Genomic DNA, 18,646 nt, shown 5'->3' with positions numbered 1-18,646 from the left:
TATCAAAAATAATTACTACAAACCTCTTCTAAACAGCTGATTTAAAAAACTTTATGCCTATCCAGTTCAGGAATGACTTGACCAGAGAACTACTGGTAAATCCGTCTAGTAGAGATGGACGTGCCACCGCATTTAGCTCACCCACTAAATTTTTACCTTTTCCGTAATAAATAATTTTATCGGTTGCTACTTCGACGATTGACAACACGTCATTCTTCGCATTCTTTTGACCGGCCGCCATCGATATAGCATATGTACGAGCCGTATCAACAGTTTCTGTATAGATAAATGTGGGCTCACTGTTTCTGTAGTAAACCACTAAGTAATTATTCATGTCAGAGGTACAAGTGTTGTGAATTGGAGTTACCTTTTATTTAAGCTAAACCACTAATTACTAACTCAAATGTAAACTATTGGATGCCTAAAACCCAATAAGTAACTTTATGACTTACCAATAGGATTGTTGGTCACATTTAACGAATGATATTTTTATAACGAACCTCCCTTTTCTTAAAAACGTTATGTAAAAGGCTATTCATAACGCCCTTTCTCTGATTAAATGCTTTACCCCAATACACTAGAACTAAAATTAGGTTTTGATACCATTCGCGAACGGCTCAAAGACGCCTGTGTCAGTCAGCTGGGTCAGGACTATGTTGAGAAGATTCGCTTTACGGATAATATTCAGCTGATCGATAAATTACTGCGTCAGACGGACGAGTTTAAACAGATCGTTCAGTACGAACCCGATTTTCCAAGTAGTAATTACATTGACGTTCGTCCGCACCTGAATCGTGCCCGGGTTGAAGGACTTGCGTTGACAGAGACCGAGTTTTTTGACCTGAAACTGGCACTTCGGACCATTCAGGATTGCCTGAAATTTCTCTCGAAACGTGAAGAAAACAGTGCTAATTCGGATCGTAGTTTCCCATTCCTGCGCGAATTGGCAGGACCAATCGGCGTTGATAAAAAACTAACTGATGGCCTCGAACGAGTTATTGATGATCGTGGACTTGTCCGCGACTCTGCCTCACCTGAGCTGGCCAGCATTCGTCGGCGTATTATCAGCGAACAGGCCAATCTGCGCAAACGGCTGGACAGTATTTTGCGGCAGGCCCGGCAAAATGGCTGGATTCCCGATGACCTGAGCCTGACCATTCGGGGTGGACGGCTGGTGATTCCAATTGCCGCCGAACACAAACGCAAGATTAAAGGCTTCGTGCATGATGAGTCGCAAACGGGTCAGACGGTCTTTCTCGAACCAGCCGAGGTTTTCGATGCCAACAACGAAATTCGCGAACTGGAGTACGAAGAACGGCGGGAAATTTACCGTATTCTGCTGGCGCTGACAGACCTGATCAGGCCAAACCTTGATGAGTTGAGAAAGGCAATTAATTTTCTGGCCCAGATCGACTTCATCCGCGCGAAAGCAAAGTTAGCCATACAATTGGAGGCTATCATGCCAAAGCTGAACGAACGCCCACTTGTTGACTGGACGAATGCACGACATCCTTTGCTTCATTTATCGTTTCAGAAGCAAGGCAAATCAGTGGTGCCGTTGAGTGTCCGGCTCGAAGAAAAGACCCGCATTCTGATCATTTCCGGTCCGAATGCGGGTGGTAAATCGGTGGCTCTGAAAACCATTGGACTCATTCAGTACATGCTGCAATGCGGTTTGCTGGTACCAATGGCCGATTATTCAGAGATGGGTGTGTTTCAGAATCTGTTTATCGACATTGGCGACGAACAATCGCTTGAAAATGACCTGAGCACCTATTCGTCGCACCTGACAGCGATGAAGCAGTTTGTGATCGGAGCCAACAAACGAACCCTCTTTCTGATCGATGAATTTGGAACGGGAACAGAGCCCGGTCTCGGTGGTGCCATTGCCGAATCGATTCTGGAGGAACTGAACAAGTCGGGGGCTTATGGTGTCATCAACACGCACTATACCAACCTGAAAGTTTTTGCCGACAAAACACCGGGCCTGATCAATGGGGCCATGCGTTTCGATGGCGAGCATTTGGAACCACTTTACCAGTTGGAAATCGGCAGACCGGGCAGCTCTTTTGCGTTCGAAATTGCCCAGAAAATTGGATTGCCCAAAAACGTTATTGATCGGGCAAAAGAAAAGCTGGGTAATCAGCAGGTGAATTTCGAGAAATTGCTGAAAGAACTGGATATTGAGAAGCGTGTCTTCTCCGAGAAAAATCTGGAAATCAGCATTAACCAACGCAAACTTGCCCAGCAACTCGCTGAATACACAGCCCTGAAAACCCGCCTGGATAACGAGCAAAAGCAATTGCTTAATAACGCCAAGCAGAAAGCCAAAGCGTTGGTACAGGAAGCCAATCAGCGGATTGAAAACACGATCCGCGAGATTAAGGAAAACAAAGCAGAACGCGACCCAACCCGGCAGGTTCGACAGGAACTGGAACAGTTTGAACAAAAAGAATTAAAACCGGAAGTTCTGGAGGTCGATGTTCCGAAGCAAACCGAAGAGGAGTTTGAAACCGATAATGGTGCTATTGTAGTCGGTAGCTACGTTCGCATTGCCGGTCAGAACGCAATTGGACAGGTATTGTCGTTACGCGGAAAAGACGCCGAAATTCGGATTGGTGATCTGAAATCGAACGTAAAATTGAACCGGCTTGAACGGGTAAGTAAGAAAACATTTAAAGACGCAACCGAAACGAAAGATGATCGCCCACGTAGCCAGGGTGTGGATATGAACGAGAAGATGCAGAACTTCAGCTTCAACCTCGATATTCGGGGCAAACGGGGCGAAGAGGCTCTGGGCGAAGTAGACCGCTTTGTCGATGACGCCCTGATGCTTGGCTATCCTGAGTTACGCATCGTTCATGGCAAAGGCGACGGTATCCTGCGGACACTCGTCCGAAATCACCTACGCGGCTACAAACAGGTTGGCAAAATGGAAGACGAACACGCCGACCGTGGTGGTGCGGGCGTAACGATTGTGAAGATGAAGTAAGTGAAGTAACACAGCCGGAAACCGTGCCACGGCTTCTGGTGAAATTCCTGATCGCAAGAATCCTCTTATCTGGCGTTTAGATGCTGCTGGATAAGGGGATTTTCACAATAAATCGTCGGGTAAAATGTGTAGTATTGTCAAAGTATGAATCGAATCGACAAAGTCATGCCAGTAGCTGTAGCCATCGTACCCCAGAAGCGGAAAAGGTCGAAGGTGCCATCGTACCTGATTTACGAGACACTGAACGGTCGGCCTTTGTACTACCGTAACTATAAGACCGTTATTGCCGGCCAGAAAAAACCCGCCGAAATTATGGGAAGCAGTTCACTACAGGCCGCTTTGGTTGCAACTTTAGTCATGTTTTTAGGCCGTACTATAAACCGAAAAAAGTACTTGGTCGTCACGAATGAATCCGGTGTACACGTTGACCGAGGAAATAACCTATCGAATGACATTGCCATTTTCGATAAAGCGACCAATATTATATTAACCAACAAATATTTCGATACAGCTCCCAAAATTGCCATCGAAGTGGATGTGCGTATCGAACCCGAAGAATTTGAAGGAAAAGAATCGGGTTATGTCTATGAAAAAACGCAGCGACTGCTCGACTTCGGCGTTGAGCGCGTAATCTGGATTACAACCCAACCCAGAAAGATTTTTGTTGCCACCCAAATCGCGCCCTGGACCACTCAGGATTGGGCTGTAACGATCCCCGTACTGGATGATGTGGAATTGAATCTAGCGGAGTTGTTAACGGAAGAAGGGATTGAGTTTTAGCCTGCAAGTTCATTTGGCGGGATCGTATCGGGCGGCATCAATAATAGACCAAAGGTGGACTAGCCAGCCCATCAGAAAGAACCAAAGAACGGCAGCTAAAACAAATTGCAAAATTGCCATCAACAGGCGACCCTGTAAAAGCTGTCCCAAACCCGGAATAAAGAAACTACAAAGAGCAGCAAGTACATTGCCTCCCGAACCTTGACCTGCCATAGTTTAGCCGTGTTAAGTTTTTAAAGCTGCTTTGTTATTGTTATCCTGTTATTTCCTCCTGGTTTTCCAGATAAAGGCTTCAATTTTCGATGAAGCTGATCTTCAAATTGCTAAACTGACAGACTGCCTTTTAGTTCTATATAAACAACTGTGAATGGAAATTGATCAACTCCAATCCATTGACTAAGCTGTAATAAATCCTATTATCTGACCATTTGATTTTAGGCAATTCAAAGATTCTCTTTTCAACTGATATAAAAGAAGTGTCGGGTTATCAAACCCGACACCGTGAAAAAAGCAAGAGCCCATTTCATCTTACAATCCCAGCACCTTTTTATTGAAGGCGTCGTCGGCACCCGTTCCGGCGAAATCGTCGAAGGCGCGTTCGGTGACACGGATAATGTGACTTTCGATGAATGGTGCTCCTTCTGCGGCTCCCTGTTCGGGGTGTTTCAGCGCGCACTCCCACTCCAGAACTGCCCAACTATCGTAGTCATACTGCGCCAGTTTGCTGAAAATACCACTAAAGTCGACTTGTCCATCGCCCAGCGAGCGGAAACGCCCGGCTCGCTCGACCCAGCCCTGAAATCCACCGTAAACGCCCTGCTTACCCGTCGGATTGAATTCAGCATCCTTAACGTGATAGGCATAAATTCGCTCGTGGTAGAAATCGATGAACTGGAGGTAATCGAGCTGTTGCAGCACAAAGTGGCTCGGATCATAGTTGATACCTGCCCGAGGATGGTTGCCTACTTTTTCGAGGAACATCTCGAACGTAATGCCATCGTGCAAATCTTCGCCGGGATGCAGTTCATAACCCACATTGACGCCCGCTTCATCGAATGCATTCAGAATAGGTAACCAGCGCGTAGCCAGCTCCGTAAAGCCCGTCTCGACCAGACCCGCCGGACGTTGCGGCCACGGATACACGAACGGCCATAGTAACGCACCTGAGAACGTAACGTGGCCGGTAAGACCGAGATTTTTAGATGCTTTTGCAGCCAGCATCAACTGGTCAACCGCCCAGGCTTGCTGCTCTTTCGGTTTGCCGGCCAGTTCGGCCGGACCGAAGCCATCGAACATGGGGCCGTAGGCCGGATGTACGGCGACTAACTGTCCTTGCAGGTGGGTCGACAATTCGGTGAGTTCGACACCAATGTCTTTGAGTTTACCTTTATACTCGTCGCAGTACGTCTGACTCTCGGCAGCCTGCTTGAGGTCAATCATACGCGGATCCCAGGTAGGAATCTGAATACCTTTATAGCCCAGATCAGCCATATATTTGGCAATCGTATCGAGCGAATTAAATGGGGCCGTATCGCCCAGAAACTGGGCAAGGAAAATGCCCGGACCTTTCATGGTTTTCATTTTTCAAAGAGCGAAAGAGCAAAAGAGTGAATGGATGAAAAAACCATGCAACATAATAATCACATCGGGCACTTTTCATTGATTCACTCTTTCACTCCTTATTTCAGTCGCTCGCTGTTTTACGTGATTTGGCTAAAATTTTCAGTATTTGATATCCCTCCCCTCGCTTATAGCCGATCTATCCCCTATCTTCCATAAGCTCGCTTTCAGACATCGCTCTTTCATTCATTCGCTCTTTCGCCATTTAAATCTCCACCCAGGCCTGCTTGCGGTTGCTCTCCAGGATTTTTTCGCAGATGAGCAACTCACGGTAACCATCGGCAAAGGTTGGAAAGGTTGGATTCTCAGGCTGCTTTCCGGCGGCAACCGCATCATAAACCTCCTTGAACAACTGCTTCGATGTGTCGGGGAAGCCTTCGTTGTGGCCACCGGGGAAACTGATAACCGAGCGGGCTTCGGGGTGAGCCAGTGAAGGGTCACGCATGAAGGATTCATTGGCACCATCCCGGTTACCAATCCACATCTCGTTAGGCGCTTCAGAGTTCCAGGCAAACGTTTTCTTCGATCCGGCAATTTCCAGTTTCATCTGATTTTTCCGGCCCGCTGATACCTGCGATACTGTAATTACCCCCCGGTTGCCATTGTCGAAGCGGAGCAGCACGTTGGCGTGATCTTCAGTATTAATGGGTACGTCAGCATAATCTTCTGGCTGGAGCATTTTACCCGAATAGGTTTCAACCGGTTTCAGGGGTTTCTTACGCACCTTATGAACGGTGTTGAAATCAGCCATGACAGCTACGGTTTTCAGCCCAGTGATGTATTCAAGACTGTCCATCAGGTGGGAGCCAATATCAGCAATGGCCCGCGAATCGCCCGACTTATCGGGTTCCAGACGCCAGTTGTAATCCGTGTCGTAAAAGAGCCAATCCTGCAAGTATGAACCAATAATTGAATAGATATCACCCAGTTCTTTCCGTTCCCGCATGACTTTCATCTGCCGAACCAGTGGATAATAGCGCAGGTTGAAATGAACAGCATTAACCAGGCCAGTTTCTTTCGCCAGTTTGACCAGTTCTTCGGCTTCGTGCAGATCTTTAGCCAGTGGCTTTTCGCACACTACATGTTTGCCAGCCTCCAGCGCTGCTTTCGACTGCTGATAGTGCAGGAAGTTTGGTGTACAGATATGTACCACCTGAATGTCATCCTGTTTCAGAAGTTCGTCGAACGTATACGCCCGTTCGATACCGAGCTGATCGGCTTTCTGACGAGCGAGCTCGGGGGTTACTTCGCACAAGGCAACCACATTTGTGTTTGGCAAGCGACGGAGAGCTTCGATGTGTGCGGGTCCGATAAAACCGGTGCCAACGACACCAACATTGATTTTTTGCATGAGGGTTTAAAAAGCGATAGAGTGAATGAGTGAATGAGTGAAAAGACTACGCGAACTACCGTTTGTGGTAACACTCATTCGCTCGCTCACTCTTTATTTCAGTCGCTCACTGTTTTACGGGATTTAGATAAAATTTTCAATAACTGATAGCCTTCATCAATTAAGTCAGCCAATCGGTGTTCAGCTATAATTTCGGTAAAGATGAGTGTCTCGAGCCAAAAGAGCGATTCATCCAATTCTTCAATTGTAATACTGAGCTTGGCATAAAACTCCTTTTGGCTTCTGCCTCTACGAACCGCCCGAAAGTTGGCCGCAGCAGACGAAGAGGAACGAATAAGCTGATGACCGAAGTGCTGAGCGTCATATTCTTTCGGCAAAGTACGACATGCTTTTATGCAGCGCAGCATAAACAATTTCAGACGTTTTTCAATGTCGTCTAAAAACTGGTTTTTTGTATGAGTCGAATAGTCTACGCACGCTTCACTAACACTGTCTTCAACCTCCATATTACTGGTTCAGCCTTTCACTCATTCACACTTTCACTCATTTCTTATTGAACAAATTTCGTCCATTTCTCCTCTGTTTTTGAGGAGGCAATGACCGTGTCGATAAATGCCAAACCACGAACGCCATCGTCAACGCTGGGGAAGTCGTAAATTGGATCGGCTTGACGACCTTCCATGTGTGCCTTCACAGCATAGGCAAAGTTGCGATAGATGTTCGCAAATGCTTCGAAAAAGCCCTCGGGATGCCCGGACGGTAACCGCCAGTGCGCTTTAGCGGATGCCGACAAATCGCCCACGTTTGGACGGATGATCCGCTGCCCTTCCTGCGTTTTGTATTTCAGCGTATTGGGCTCCATCTGATGCCATTCAAGACCGCCCAGTTCGCCATAAACGTAGATCTTCAAGGCGTTTTCTTCCCCATTGGCAATCTGGCTGGCGTGAAGAACACCCTTGGCTCCCCCCTCAAAATGCAGCAATACATTGCCGTCATCATCCAGTTGCCGTCCTGGTACGAACGTGCTCAAATCAGCGCATAATTCACTGATTTTCAATCCCGTAACATATTCAGCCAGATTTTCGGCATGAGTACCTATATCGCCCATGCAACCAGCCGCCCCCGACTTGGCCGGGTCTGTGCGCCAGATGGCTTGTTTGTAATTGTTATCTTCTTCTTTTTTCGATAACCAGCCCTGTGGATACTCGACCACTACTTTCCGAAGCTTTCCCAGTTTGCCGTTACGGACCATATCACGAGCTTCTTTCACCATTGGGTAACCCGTATAGTTGTGGGTCAAGCCAAAGACGAGGCCTGATTTCTCTACGATTTTCACCAATTCTTTAGCCTCTTCCAGATTCAGCGTCATCGGTTTATCACAGATAACATGGAAGCCATTTTCGAGGGCCATTTTGGCCGGAGGGAAATGTAAATGATTAGGTGTAACAATGGATACGAAGTCCATACGTTCACCATCGGGCAGGGTTTTCTCGCGTTCGATCATCTCTTCAAACGACGTATAAACGCGGTCTTCGGGTAGATAGAGCGCATGGCCAGTGGCTTTCGACTTGTCGGACGATGCGCTAAAGACACCACATACCAGTTCGATTTCATTATCAAAACCAGCAGCCCGTCGGTGAACGGCCCCAATGAAGGCATCAAGCCCCCCGCCTACCATACCCATTCGCAATTTTCTGTGCATCGGTGTTAGAGTTGAGTGTACGTAAAGGATAATTTATGATTGATCATGAGCGTTTTTGTTATGCGGTATTTGCACGAGTCCGACGCCAACAGACTCGACAACAAGGAAATGCAAAAAAAGCAGTCGCAGTCTTACTACGTCAAGGCTCACTTCTAAGGAACCTACTCTTGTTTTTGCGGCCGGAAATTAGCTGTTTTCTATTATTTTTCGGAAATTTTGCACAAATACAGCTAGTCTGCGGGGAGTTTATTCTTCCAGCTGCCTTTAGCAAACAACTGGATAAAGCAAAAAGAAGCAGAAAATAAGGATTATTAATTTCGATAAATCCATGATAACTCTTGTTTTCTCTTGCCTGTCCAGCAACAACCCTTTAACTTTTAAACGGATTACAAACCACTAAATCCCCTTCTTTCAAAAATGGATCAAACCGTTAATCCTTCGCGGCTCTTTCTGGCCAGTTGCCTTGCCATTATTACAACAGCCTTTTCCTTCAGTATCCGGGCGGGTATTCTGCCTCAGTTAGGTACTGAGTTTGGGCTGACTGCCGAGCAGTTAGGCTTTATCAATTCAATGTTCTTTTTTGGTTTCCCCATTTCGATGATCATTGGTGGTATCGTCTATCACACGGTAGGGCCTAAATTGATTATGCAGGTTGCTGTTGTTGCGCACACATTGGGTATTCTGCTAACCATTTATGCAGGTGGATACACTGGTCTGTTATTCTCAACGTTCTTCATCGGCTTTGGTAATGGTTGTACCGAGGCTGCCTGTAACCCGATGATCGCCGACATGTATCCCAATAATAAGCTGAATAAAATGCTGGGCCGGTTCCACATGTGGTTTCCCGGAGGAATTGTAATTGGTAGTTTAATATCCAAGTTTATGACTGAAGGAGGTTTTAACTGGCAGGCTCAGATTTGGGTGCTTATGTTGCCGACCGTGGTCTATGCATTCCTGTTTTTCGGCCAGGCGTTCCCGAAACCAAAAGTGGAGGGCGTTACCTCATTGGCGAAAAACTTCCAGGCCATGCTAACTCCTTTGTATATCGCCCTTTTCTGCTGTATGGCGCTGACAGCCATTACCGAATTTGGTCCTAACCAGTGGGTAGCTGTAGTGTTAGGCAGCAGCGGAGCTGATGCTATGTTAGTATTAGCGCTGACATTCGGCGTCATGACGATTGGCAGGCTTTTCACCGGCCCGGTTGTGTCTGCATTGGGTCAGACGGGTGTATTACTTGGCGGTGCGATCTTAGCCACCGTCGGTATTTATATGTTCAGTACCGTTACGGGCCCAATAGCCTATCTGGCCGCTGTTATATTTGGTCTGGGTGTATGTTTCAACTGGCCAACCATGATTGGCTTTGTTGCCCAGCGGGTTCCCCTAAGCGGAGCCTTAGGTATGTCTATTATTGGTGGTGTCGGCATGCTGTCTACATCCATCTTCCAGCCTTTTATTGGGAGTTGGATCGATGCAGATCATGCTGAAGCAGCAGCTAAGGGTCTTACCGGACCAGCACTGGAACTAGCAGCGGGTCAAGCTACGCTGTCTACCATGATGACCTTTCCGATTATTCTGATTTTTGCCTTTACGGGCTTATGGTTCTGGATGCGTAACCGCAAAGCAGGCCATATAGACGAGAATATCGTGCTGGAACAGCCACAGTTGTAAGTTCAACTTTAGCTCAGCTATTAAAATCCCCGTAATGTGATCGTTGCGGGGATTTTAGTTTAAAAATGGATGCGGCATAGCGCTATTTTTGCCCCTATGGCTCCTCTCACTCGTCAGCAAAACCGTTACGCCCGACTCATTGCAGTACCTATAGCTGCATTTGTCGCATCCCATCTGGTATTTTATCGGCACTTTCCTTACGAAATCGGCTACCAGTTTCCGTGGGTTTATTTTCTTACGGTGTCGACGGTAATGCTCAGTTGCTGGGAAGTCAATCTGGCCGTTTTCCGCCATCTGGATCAACGATCTCCTTTCTACCGAAACCCGGTCAGGCGTGTTCAGCAACAGATTCTGTTGGGTGGTGTAGCGACTATGCTCACCTTTTCAGTGGTCTTTCCAGCCGCAATCAGGCTCTATTCGGGCAACTGGCCTTCACTGCCTATCGTTACATCCGGCGTTTTCGTTTGTGCCACCATTGCTACCGTCGTTAATGGAGCCTACGTGGGTCTATATCTACTACAAACCATTTATCTCGAAAAGCAACAGAGCACCGATGAGGTGAATGCTCAGTTAAAGCAGTTACAACTCCCTTCATCGCCTTCATCCATTCTTATTGAAACCGGAATACGACAGCTTCGTTTACAACCCGATGAAATTGCTTATTTCTATTCGACTGGAGGAGTAGTGTTACTCATCAGAGCAGACGGTCAACAGATCACAACTGCCTATAACTCGTTCAACAAACTGGAGAACCAATTACCGGCTGCTTTCTTTCAGCTAAATCGTCAGTTTATCGTACATCTAAATTCGATTCGGTCGGTTCAGGATGATAGTAATCAGAAGCTTATTGTCGACCTGGTGCCTGCTCTCCACAAAAATCAACCCTACGAACAGGTTGTTATTAGCCGCTATCGCAGGGCCGAATTTAAAAAGTGGTTTCGTCAAGCCACTTTAGCCTGACCATTCATTGCAAAATCAGCTACCATTCGTTGATTTTGCGCGTTTTAGCCTTGCAGCCATATTTTAGTCATTGTTTCCTTTGTGACATCGGGCCATTCTCCCGACACGAAATCAATCGAAACAATGCTACCAAATTTAGCTTACCTCACCACCGAGCCACCATTCTGGCTGGCTGTTTGCTTCGCCATCGTCACCGCGTTGACGTTAGCTGGTTTTATGCGGGCTGTTCATCGGGCAAAACCCAGCTTAACTATCGCCGTTTTCGCCGGGTTATTTGCCTGGCTTTTCCTGCTTGGCCTGTTAGCCTCGCAGGGCTTTTTTACACTGCTCGGCCCCACACCGCCCCGCCTTTTCCTGGCTGTTTTAGTTCCACTTCTACTGATTTCCGGATTGTTTGTTTCGGCGAATGGCCGCCGGTTTCTGGATGCCTTACCCCTTTCGACACTTACTTATCTGAACAGCATCCGGGTATTTGTTGAGTTAATCCTTTACGGGTTGTATATCCATCATCAGATTCCAGAACTCATGACCTTCGAGGGTCGTAATTTCGATATTCTAGCAGGATTGACAGCGCCCGTTATTGCTTACTTTAGCTTTAATAAACCCATTCTGCCAAAGCAATGGCTATTTGTCTGGAATGTGTGTTCGTTACTCCTTTTGCTCAATATTGTTATTCATGCGATGTTATCGGCACCATCCCCCTTACAACAAGTAGCCTTTGATCAGCCGAATATTGGCGTGCTGAAATTCCCGTTTATCTGGCTTCCTGGCTTTGTTGTCCCGGTAATTCTCCTGGGACACTTCGTTTCTCTTCGGCATCTTCGCGCTACTAACTTCCCTGATTAATCCAGGTAGGTCTAAGCAATTCCCACAAGTTAACAATATCAATCTATTGCCAACAAATTGTAGGCAAAAATTCATTTTTACTCATTTAACTAATTAAAAATCAGTTAATTAACACTCAAAAACTAAACCCTTATTGTCGTATATTGTCATGGCTTTGCGGACCTATTCTAAAGACCTTATCCTTCTATGCCGTGGCTTTACTCGATGCGTACACGCAACCTCTGACAGCAGCACAAGTCGGCCATCTACTCCGGCGAACGATGTTTGGTCCCACGCCCGATCAGATCAAAACCCTGACGGGCCAAACAGCCAATCAAATCGTTACCAAACTTTTAGCCGATCAACCAGTTCCTGACCCTCCGCTGGATCTCACAACCGGCAAAGTCTTTCACGACCAACCGTTCGACACAGTAAATGCGGGCAAACGAAATGTGTATATCAAAAACTGGTGGGCAAATCTTATGCTTAATCAGCCGGTGTCACTGCTTGAAAAAATGACTTTATTCTGGTCAAATCATTTCGTAACCAATACCGCAACGGTCAATGACTATCGGTACATGTATCGATATAATATGTTACTCAGGCAACAGGCACTTGGAAATTTCAAGGCATTCACGATAGCCATTACGCAGGACCCGGCTATGCTCCGGTTTCTGAATGGAAACCAAAACGTAGTTGGAACTGCCAATGAAAACTACGCTCGGGAGCTTCAGGAGTTATTTACCATCGGCCGCAAGGGTGGCTATACCGAAGATGATGTTCGGGTAGCGGCAAAAGTGCTTACTGGCTGGGCCGATACGGGTTACCGGGATGCTGTAAATGCAGCCATTGGCAGTACATTTCGGGCCAATCGGCACGATACGACGGATAAAACGTTTTCGGCAACCTATCAGAATACAGTCATCAAAGGGCGATCGGTGGCCAGTGCCGGGTTGGATGAATTGACTGATCTGCTCGACATGATCCTTCGAAATACGGAAACACCACGCTACATCTGTCGTCGGCTCTATCTCTGGTTTGTCAATTCCGATATCACACCAGACATCGAATCAAACGTTATTCAACCCTTGGGCGACCTCTTCAGAAAAAACAATTTTGAGATCAAACCTGTATTGGCAGCCCTGTTTCAGAGCCAGCACTTTTTCGATGAAAATTTGCGGGGTGCTCTCATCAAATCGCCAGCGGATCTGGTTATTGGCACTTTGCGATTCTGGGGAATGCTGGCCCCCGACCCCAAACAGAACATAACGGCTTTTTATCAGGTTGGCAATTACGCATACGCCCGTCTGAAAGAGCAGCAACAGGATCTGCTAGACCCACCAACCGTGTTTGGCTGGACGGCTTACTACCAAACGGGATATTACCAACAGTGGATCAATTCAACAACATTAGGTCTGCGTGGCAGTTTCGGTGATTCGCTCACCAACGGAGCTTTAAAACTGGCGGGCAAACCTGTTGTCGATATACTGAGCTATGTCAAAACCCTGTCGGACCCAACCGATCCGGCTAAGCTGGTAAACGACATGACGGCTCAGCTATTTGCCATTCCGCTCGCCCAAACGCTGAAAGATTTTCTGACCGATACGATCCTGCTCAACTCCATTCCGCGCTATGAATGGACCGGCGAATGGAACGACTATGTCAAAAACCCGAACGATGCGGCTAAGAAACAGGCTGTTCAACTGAAACTGACCAATTTTCTACAGTACATTTTCCGCATGGCCGAGTATCAGGTAAGTTAATACTTGATTGATTGAGTGGTTGAATGATCGAATAGAAGAATCCCTATCCAATCATTCAACTACTCAATCAGTCAATCATTTAACCAGTCAATCATTTCCTTATGAAACGTCGTAATTTTCTACAGTATGCGGCTTCGTCGCTGGTGTTACCCGTTCTGATTGATGGCTATGGAGCCAAGGCGTTTGCCCGGCCCTCGTCGTTCGTTCGGTCATTAATCAATCTGGCCAATCAGACCGACCGGGTTTTGATCATTATTCAGTTGCAGGGGGGAAATGATGGGTTAAATACGGTCATTCCGCTCGATCAAATGAGTGTATACACTTCGTCGAGCTTTCGGGGAAACATTGCTATTTCGGAAGCGAAGGCCCTAAAGCTGAAGAATTATTCGGGAACGGGCCTCCACCCGTCCATGACGGGCATGCAACAACTTTTTAATGACGGCAAACTGAGCATCATTCAGGGCGTATCGTATCCAACGCCAAATTTCTCCCATTTTCGGGCCAGTGATATCTGGATGACCGCCGTCGATTCCAGCCAGACCTCTACGTCTGGTTGGGCTGGTCGTTACCTGGATAAACGGTTTCCCAACTTCCCGGATGCCTACCCGACCAGCGAGATGCCCGACCCACCAGCTATTCAGATCGGTTATGTGACAGCCACAACCCTGCTTGGTCCAACCGACTCGATGGCCATTGTCCTTCAGGACCCGGATACATTTGCCCGTCTGGTCGGCGATAAACCAAATAATCCTACAAGTACCGTTTCGGGCTATGCCGGTCCACAAATTGACTACATTCGCCAGCAACAGGCCAGTTCGGTTAGTTATGCCGGACAAATCAAGACTGCTGCCGGAAAAGGGAAAAATCTGGCAACCTATCCAACCGGGAATGCCCTTAGTGATCAGCTAAAAATCATTGCCCGGCTTATCAGTGGTGGCTTGCAGACTAAAGTGTATTACGTTACTCTGGGTGGCTTCGACACGCACGCCAGTCAGGTAGACGCGACCGACACTACTATTGGCACACACGCTAACCTCCTCAAAACGCTCTCTGATGCCGTTCTGGCTTTTCAAACCGATTTAGGGAAATTAAAACTTGAAGACCGGGTTGTGGGCATGACTTTTTCCGAATTTGGTAGACGGGCAGTCTCAAATGGAAGTCGGGGGACAGATCATGGCACCTCCGCCCCAATGTTTGTTTTCGGTACGGCAATCAAGTCGCCACTGGTTGGTAAAAACCCAAACCTGAGTGATCTGGACAATAATAACCTGAAAATGCAGACAGATTTTCGGCAAGTCTATGCGGCTATTCTGACCGACTGGTTCGGTACCGACGCGACTACCGAAACCACAACGCTCCTGCGGGATTTTGCTATAGCGCCTGTATTTCGGGAAACCGTCACGGCTGTTGAACCAAGCCTCTCCGATGCCCGGCTGTATCCCAATCCGGCATCGTCAGAAGTCGTTCTGGAGGCCGACGGAATCAGCCGGAGCCTACAGTCGGTTGCACTGACTGACGCTCAGGGACGCCTATTGGTCCTCAATGCATCGCAAATGACTCCCGGTGCCATAAGGTTCAATGTTGGTATGCTGCCTACCGGTTCGTATGTGCTTCATGTGGCTACCAATCAGGGAACACTAACTAAACGGCTGCTGGTAGCCAGGTAAGCATCAATACAACCACTTTACGGCCTTCCTGACCACACCGGGCAGATTGTCGGAAATATGATCGACCCAGATCGATTTATTTACACGACTGGCCGTTGGGTAAGGATAAATTTTGTTAAAGAAATCGCCTGCGGTCAGCTTTTGCTGAACAGCCAGAATCAATTCCTGCGCTAATTCACCCGCGTTAGGCGCAATCATAGTTCCACCTAATATTCTGGTGCTGAACGGGTTGATACCCGTTGGTTCAGTAAACAGTATCAGCCGGGCATATTCATAGTCTTCGATCACGGCACGATCATCGTGATCAAAGTCATAATCGATACGTTCGTAGCTAATTTTACGCGTCTTAAGCTCATGTTCTGACAGGCCGAATGTCACTACTTCCGGATCGGTAAACGTCACCCACGAAAAATGATCGTAGCTCAATTTTTTATCGAGTACCTGACCGGGGGTAATAAAATTTGCAATCAACGTCGAAACGTGTAATTCGGCAGCATGGGAGAAATAACGCTGACCGGCGGGTAATCCGGCAGCGGCATCACCAGCAGCAAAAACGTGTTCGTTGGTGGTTTGGAGGTAATCATTGAGTTTGACCTGTCCCTTATCGTTCAGTTCGATACCCGCAGCAGCCAGATTAAGATCATCAAAATTGAATGTACGGCCAATAGCAACCAGTACAGCATCAAATTCGATCCGTTCCGTTAAGCCATTCTCCAACTCCAGTTCGGCCGTATTCGCATCAGGAAAGGCCTTGACTTTCCGATTCAGCTTAACGATTACGCCTTCTTCTGTCAGTCGTTTTTGCAGTAGATCAGACACATCGGGCAGTTCTTTTGTTAAAATTCGTTCTTCTGCTCCCACAACCGTTACCTGGCTTCCCATCCGCTGAAATGCCTGGCACAGTTCAATGCCAATCGGCCCGGCACCAACGATCATCAACCGTTCTGGCAGCGTTTCGAGCGAAAAGATCGTCTCGTTGGTATGTAGTTTTACCTGTTCAATCCCATCGGCGTTCAGCATCTTTGGCTTTGAACCAGTACAGAGAACAATATTTTTGGCAGAAACCACCCGCGACCCATTATCCCCGTTAACCTCAATGGTTTGTTTATCAACGAATCTGGCCGTACCCAATTCAACATCAAGCCCTTCGGTTTCACGCAGGTAGGCGGCATTCTCGTGAACGCGAATACTATCCTGACGCTCACGTACATACTGCATCACAGCCGCCAGGTCTGTCTTTCCTTCAACTTTCCATCCGAAGGGTTGTGAGCGTTTAGCCGAATGAATCAGTCGACTCACATGGATCAATGCTTTACTCGGAACACAACCATCATTCAGGCAATCGCCCCCAATCCGATGATCATAACGATCAATAAGCAGGACGTTAAAACCGAGCCGCTTCATGGCAATACTTACTCCCAGGCCCGCCGAACCAGCCCCAATAGCAATAAGATCGTACTGTGATTTCATACGTATGCAGTCGGCTTTTGGCCGCCTTTATTCATCTAAAAATAGTTGGTTCAAGGCTAAGTGGTGGCGTCATTTCTTCTTGAAATCATCCAATGTTCCTTTGATCGTTGCAATAAACTTGCTGTTTTTAAACATTGGGTTATCATTTTTATCCAGCATCTTACACCGAAAATCAATTACATACGGCGTATCCTTTTTGTCGAAAAGCATCTTGGGCAACAAGCTCAGTGTTTTTCCCGGCTTACCGGTTACCGGAAATACGACGGGCGTAGTACTCTGTGCCTTGATCAGGATAGGTTCCGGCTGATCGCCCTCCGCAATCTGCTTTCCATCGATCGTGACCGTATAATGAGTGTCCGTAAAATTGTACGGAAATTTATTCTTATTCCTCACATTAACTTTCGCGGCTACATCTGCCCGCTTGAAGCCAAGTTTTCCGAAATCAATATCCTCAATCTTAATCGTTGGAATGTGGTACGTCGGTAACCGTCGCTCGGTTGTGGCAGCGAACGTTTTTTCACCCAGAATCGGTACATCAAGCGCAAACGAAGCCCGTATTTTGTAGGTAGTACTGTCAATATTCCTGCGCTCCAGTGTTTCCAGTACCTTCGTTAGTTTCTTGCTGAATAGTTTAGCGGGCATAACAATGAGCGTACTATCCCCTGATTTGACCTCAATCGGCTTTTTGTAGGAGTCAACGACCACAGGCGTATCGGCAATATAAAACGTATAGTCAAGCTGGCGAGCTTTAAATCCGACAGGAAGCGGATTGTCGACCAGCATGTACATGTTCATTGTAATCACATCGTCACTAATGTCCGTAAAATCAAACCGACTAAGTTCAAGTCGGGGTTTGAGCGTATTATCGTAAGGGCCGTTCTCAGCGGCAGCGTTGCTTTTGAGTTTACTATACCAACTGTACCCCCCGATTACACCGGCCAGCAATATGGCCAGGGCAATGATCCATCCTTTTTTCATAACGTGTCGCACATAGCATAAGACATTGTAACGCTTGTTGGAAGCAGACTGTTTAACAGTTCATTTCCTGTCTGACTATGACGCTATCAGGTGGAAGACTTCTTATCTTTTTTGCTGACCGGAGAGTAAAGATTGGCTCATTTCTTCTTACCTAAGTACTCCTAAACATGTTACTCTATCACATGAGAAAACTTTCGTTTATTCTGGCAATCGGATTAGCCGGAATTTTTATGAATCTGACTATTCGTCCGGCAGCCGACGGTTGGGTTAGCATTTTTGACGGCAAAACATTCAATGGCTGGAAAGTCACCGAGGAGAGCCCGGCAACGTTTAGTGTTCAGGACGGTGCCATTGTTGTGGCAGGCCCCCGCGCTCACTTGTTCTATGAAGGGCCTGTTCATAATCACGATTTCAAAAATTTTGAGTGGAAAGCACAGGTCATGACAACGCCTGGCTCAAACTCGGGTATGTTTATTCATACGGCCTATCAGCCATCAGGATGGCCCTCCAAAGGATACGAAATCCAGGTGAACCAGAGCCACACCGACTGGCGTAAAACGGGTAGCGTTTATGGGCTTCAGGACGTAAAAGAGGTGTTTGTCAAAGACAATGAATGGTATACCGAACACATCATTGTGCAGGGCAAAAAAGTAACGATCAAGGTCAATGACAAGACGATCAATGAGTATATGGAACCCGACAGCATTAGTACGGGCAAGTCAATGAAAAAGCTTAGTACGGGCACGGTTGCCCTGCAAGGCCACGACCCGAAAAGCAAAGTCTTTTACAAGGACATCATGATAAAGGTTCTGCCCGATTGATCTGGTTAATAGCTAAAACGGGGAATGGGTAATTGAGGTAGAATTCACC

The 18,646-nt window shown here is 47.1% G+C and carries 16 protein-coding genes; 8 read left to right on the top strand and 8 right to left on the bottom strand.

The genetic code is table 11. The features are described 5' to 3' along the window. Positions 1-28: 28 nt before the first annotated feature. Positions 29-334, bottom strand: coding sequence for a hypothetical protein (locus G8759_RS12095; protein ID WP_167208265.1), 306 nt, complete (start codon positions 332-334; stop codon positions 29-31). Between the two features lie 225 nt (positions 335-559). Between G8759_RS12095 and G8759_RS12090 the strand changes: the two genes are divergently transcribed. Together G8759_RS12090 and G8759_RS12085 are read left to right on the top strand one after the other, a co-directional pair. Then, positions 560-2,992, top strand: a complete 2,433-nt coding sequence (locus G8759_RS12090) for an endonuclease MutS2 (protein ID WP_167208263.1) — start codon at positions 560-562, stop codon at positions 2,990-2,992. Between the two features lie 144 nt (positions 2,993-3,136). Next, entirely contained in the window at positions 3,137-3,772 is a 636-nt protein-coding gene (locus tag G8759_RS12085; protein WP_232074219.1) for a Uma2 family endonuclease, read from the top strand. A 9-nt stretch (positions 3,773-3,781) separates the two neighbouring features. Here the strand turns inward: G8759_RS12085 and G8759_RS12080 are convergent, their stop codons facing one another. The 5 genes from G8759_RS12080 to G8759_RS12060 form a co-directional block, all read right to left on the bottom strand. Beyond that, the gene (locus G8759_RS12080) at positions 3,782-3,985 is read right to left on the bottom strand and encodes a hypothetical protein (RefSeq protein WP_167208261.1); all 204 of its coding nucleotides are present in this window, start codon (positions 3,983-3,985) and stop codon (positions 3,782-3,784) included. Positions 3,986-4,300: 315 nt separating this feature from the next. After that, positions 4,301-5,353: a sugar phosphate isomerase/epimerase family protein gene (locus tag G8759_RS12075; protein ID WP_167208259.1), complete on the bottom strand. Its 1,053-nt coding sequence runs from the start codon at positions 5,351-5,353 to the stop codon at positions 4,301-4,303. A 244-nt stretch (positions 5,354-5,597) separates the two neighbouring features. After that, positions 5,598-6,743 (bottom strand): Gfo/Idh/MocA family protein, encoded by a 1,146-nt coding sequence (locus G8759_RS12070; RefSeq protein WP_167208257.1) that lies wholly within the window; start codon positions 6,741-6,743, stop codon positions 5,598-5,600. Positions 6,744-6,841: 98 nt separating this feature from the next. Next, a complete protein-coding gene (locus G8759_RS12065; RefSeq protein ID WP_167208255.1) occupies positions 6,842-7,249 on the bottom strand; it encodes a four helix bundle protein in 408 nt (135 codons plus the stop codon). A 44-nt stretch (positions 7,250-7,293) separates the two neighbouring features. Beyond that, complete coding sequence (locus G8759_RS12060; RefSeq protein ID WP_167218901.1) at positions 7,294-8,427, bottom strand: Gfo/Idh/MocA family protein; 1,134 nt, start codon at positions 8,425-8,427, stop codon at positions 7,294-7,296. Positions 8,428-8,862: 435 nt separating this feature from the next. On the opposite strand from G8759_RS12060, the gene G8759_RS12055 reads away from it, so the two are divergent. The 5 genes from G8759_RS12055 (at position 8,863) to G8759_RS12035 (ending at position 15,328) form a co-directional block, all read left to right on the top strand. Next, on the top strand, positions 8,863-10,113 hold the full coding sequence (locus G8759_RS12055) for an MFS transporter (protein ID WP_167208253.1): 1,251 nt from the start codon (positions 8,863-8,865) through the stop codon (positions 10,111-10,113). A 96-nt stretch (positions 10,114-10,209) separates the two neighbouring features. Continuing rightward, the gene (locus tag G8759_RS12050) at positions 10,210-11,073 is read left to right on the top strand and encodes a LytR/AlgR family response regulator transcription factor (protein WP_167208251.1); all 864 of its coding nucleotides are present in this window, start codon (positions 10,210-10,212) and stop codon (positions 11,071-11,073) included. 123 nt (positions 11,074-11,196) lie between these two features. Continuing rightward, a complete protein-coding gene (locus G8759_RS12045) occupies positions 11,197-11,919 on the top strand; it encodes a hypothetical protein (protein WP_167208249.1) in 723 nt (240 codons plus the stop codon). A 191-nt stretch (positions 11,920-12,110) separates the two neighbouring features. Next, positions 12,111-13,661 (top strand): DUF1800 domain-containing protein, encoded by a 1,551-nt coding sequence (locus G8759_RS12040; protein ID WP_167208247.1) that lies wholly within the window; start codon positions 12,111-12,113, stop codon positions 13,659-13,661. A gap of 101 nt (positions 13,662-13,762) precedes the next feature. Then, a complete protein-coding gene (locus G8759_RS12035; protein WP_167208245.1) occupies positions 13,763-15,328 on the top strand; it encodes a DUF1501 domain-containing protein in 1,566 nt (521 codons plus the stop codon). 3 nt (positions 15,329-15,331) lie between these two features. Here the strand turns inward: G8759_RS12035 and G8759_RS12030 are convergent, their stop codons facing one another. Beyond that, the gene (locus G8759_RS12030; protein ID WP_167208243.1) at positions 15,332-16,798 is read right to left on the bottom strand and encodes a dihydrolipoyl dehydrogenase family protein; all 1,467 of its coding nucleotides are present in this window, start codon (positions 16,796-16,798) and stop codon (positions 15,332-15,334) included. A 69-nt stretch (positions 16,799-16,867) separates the two neighbouring features. Then, complete coding sequence (locus G8759_RS12025; protein WP_167208241.1) at positions 16,868-17,776, bottom strand: LEA type 2 family protein; 909 nt, start codon at positions 17,774-17,776, stop codon at positions 16,868-16,870. Positions 17,777-17,958: 182 nt separating this feature from the next. On the opposite strand from G8759_RS12025, the gene G8759_RS12020 reads away from it, so the two are divergent. Further along, positions 17,959-18,597: a 3-keto-disaccharide hydrolase gene (locus G8759_RS12020; protein ID WP_167208239.1), complete on the top strand. Its 639-nt coding sequence runs from the start codon at positions 17,959-17,961 to the stop codon at positions 18,595-18,597. Positions 18,598-18,646: the final 49 nt, after the last annotated feature.

Source organism: Spirosoma aureum (genome assembly GCF_011604685.1).
GTDB classification, from domain to species: domain Bacteria; phylum Bacteroidota; class Bacteroidia; order Cytophagales; family Spirosomataceae; genus Spirosoma; species Spirosoma aureum.
Note: the sequence above shows the minus strand (reverse complement) of the source record. Positions and strands in the feature narration are given on the sequence as shown.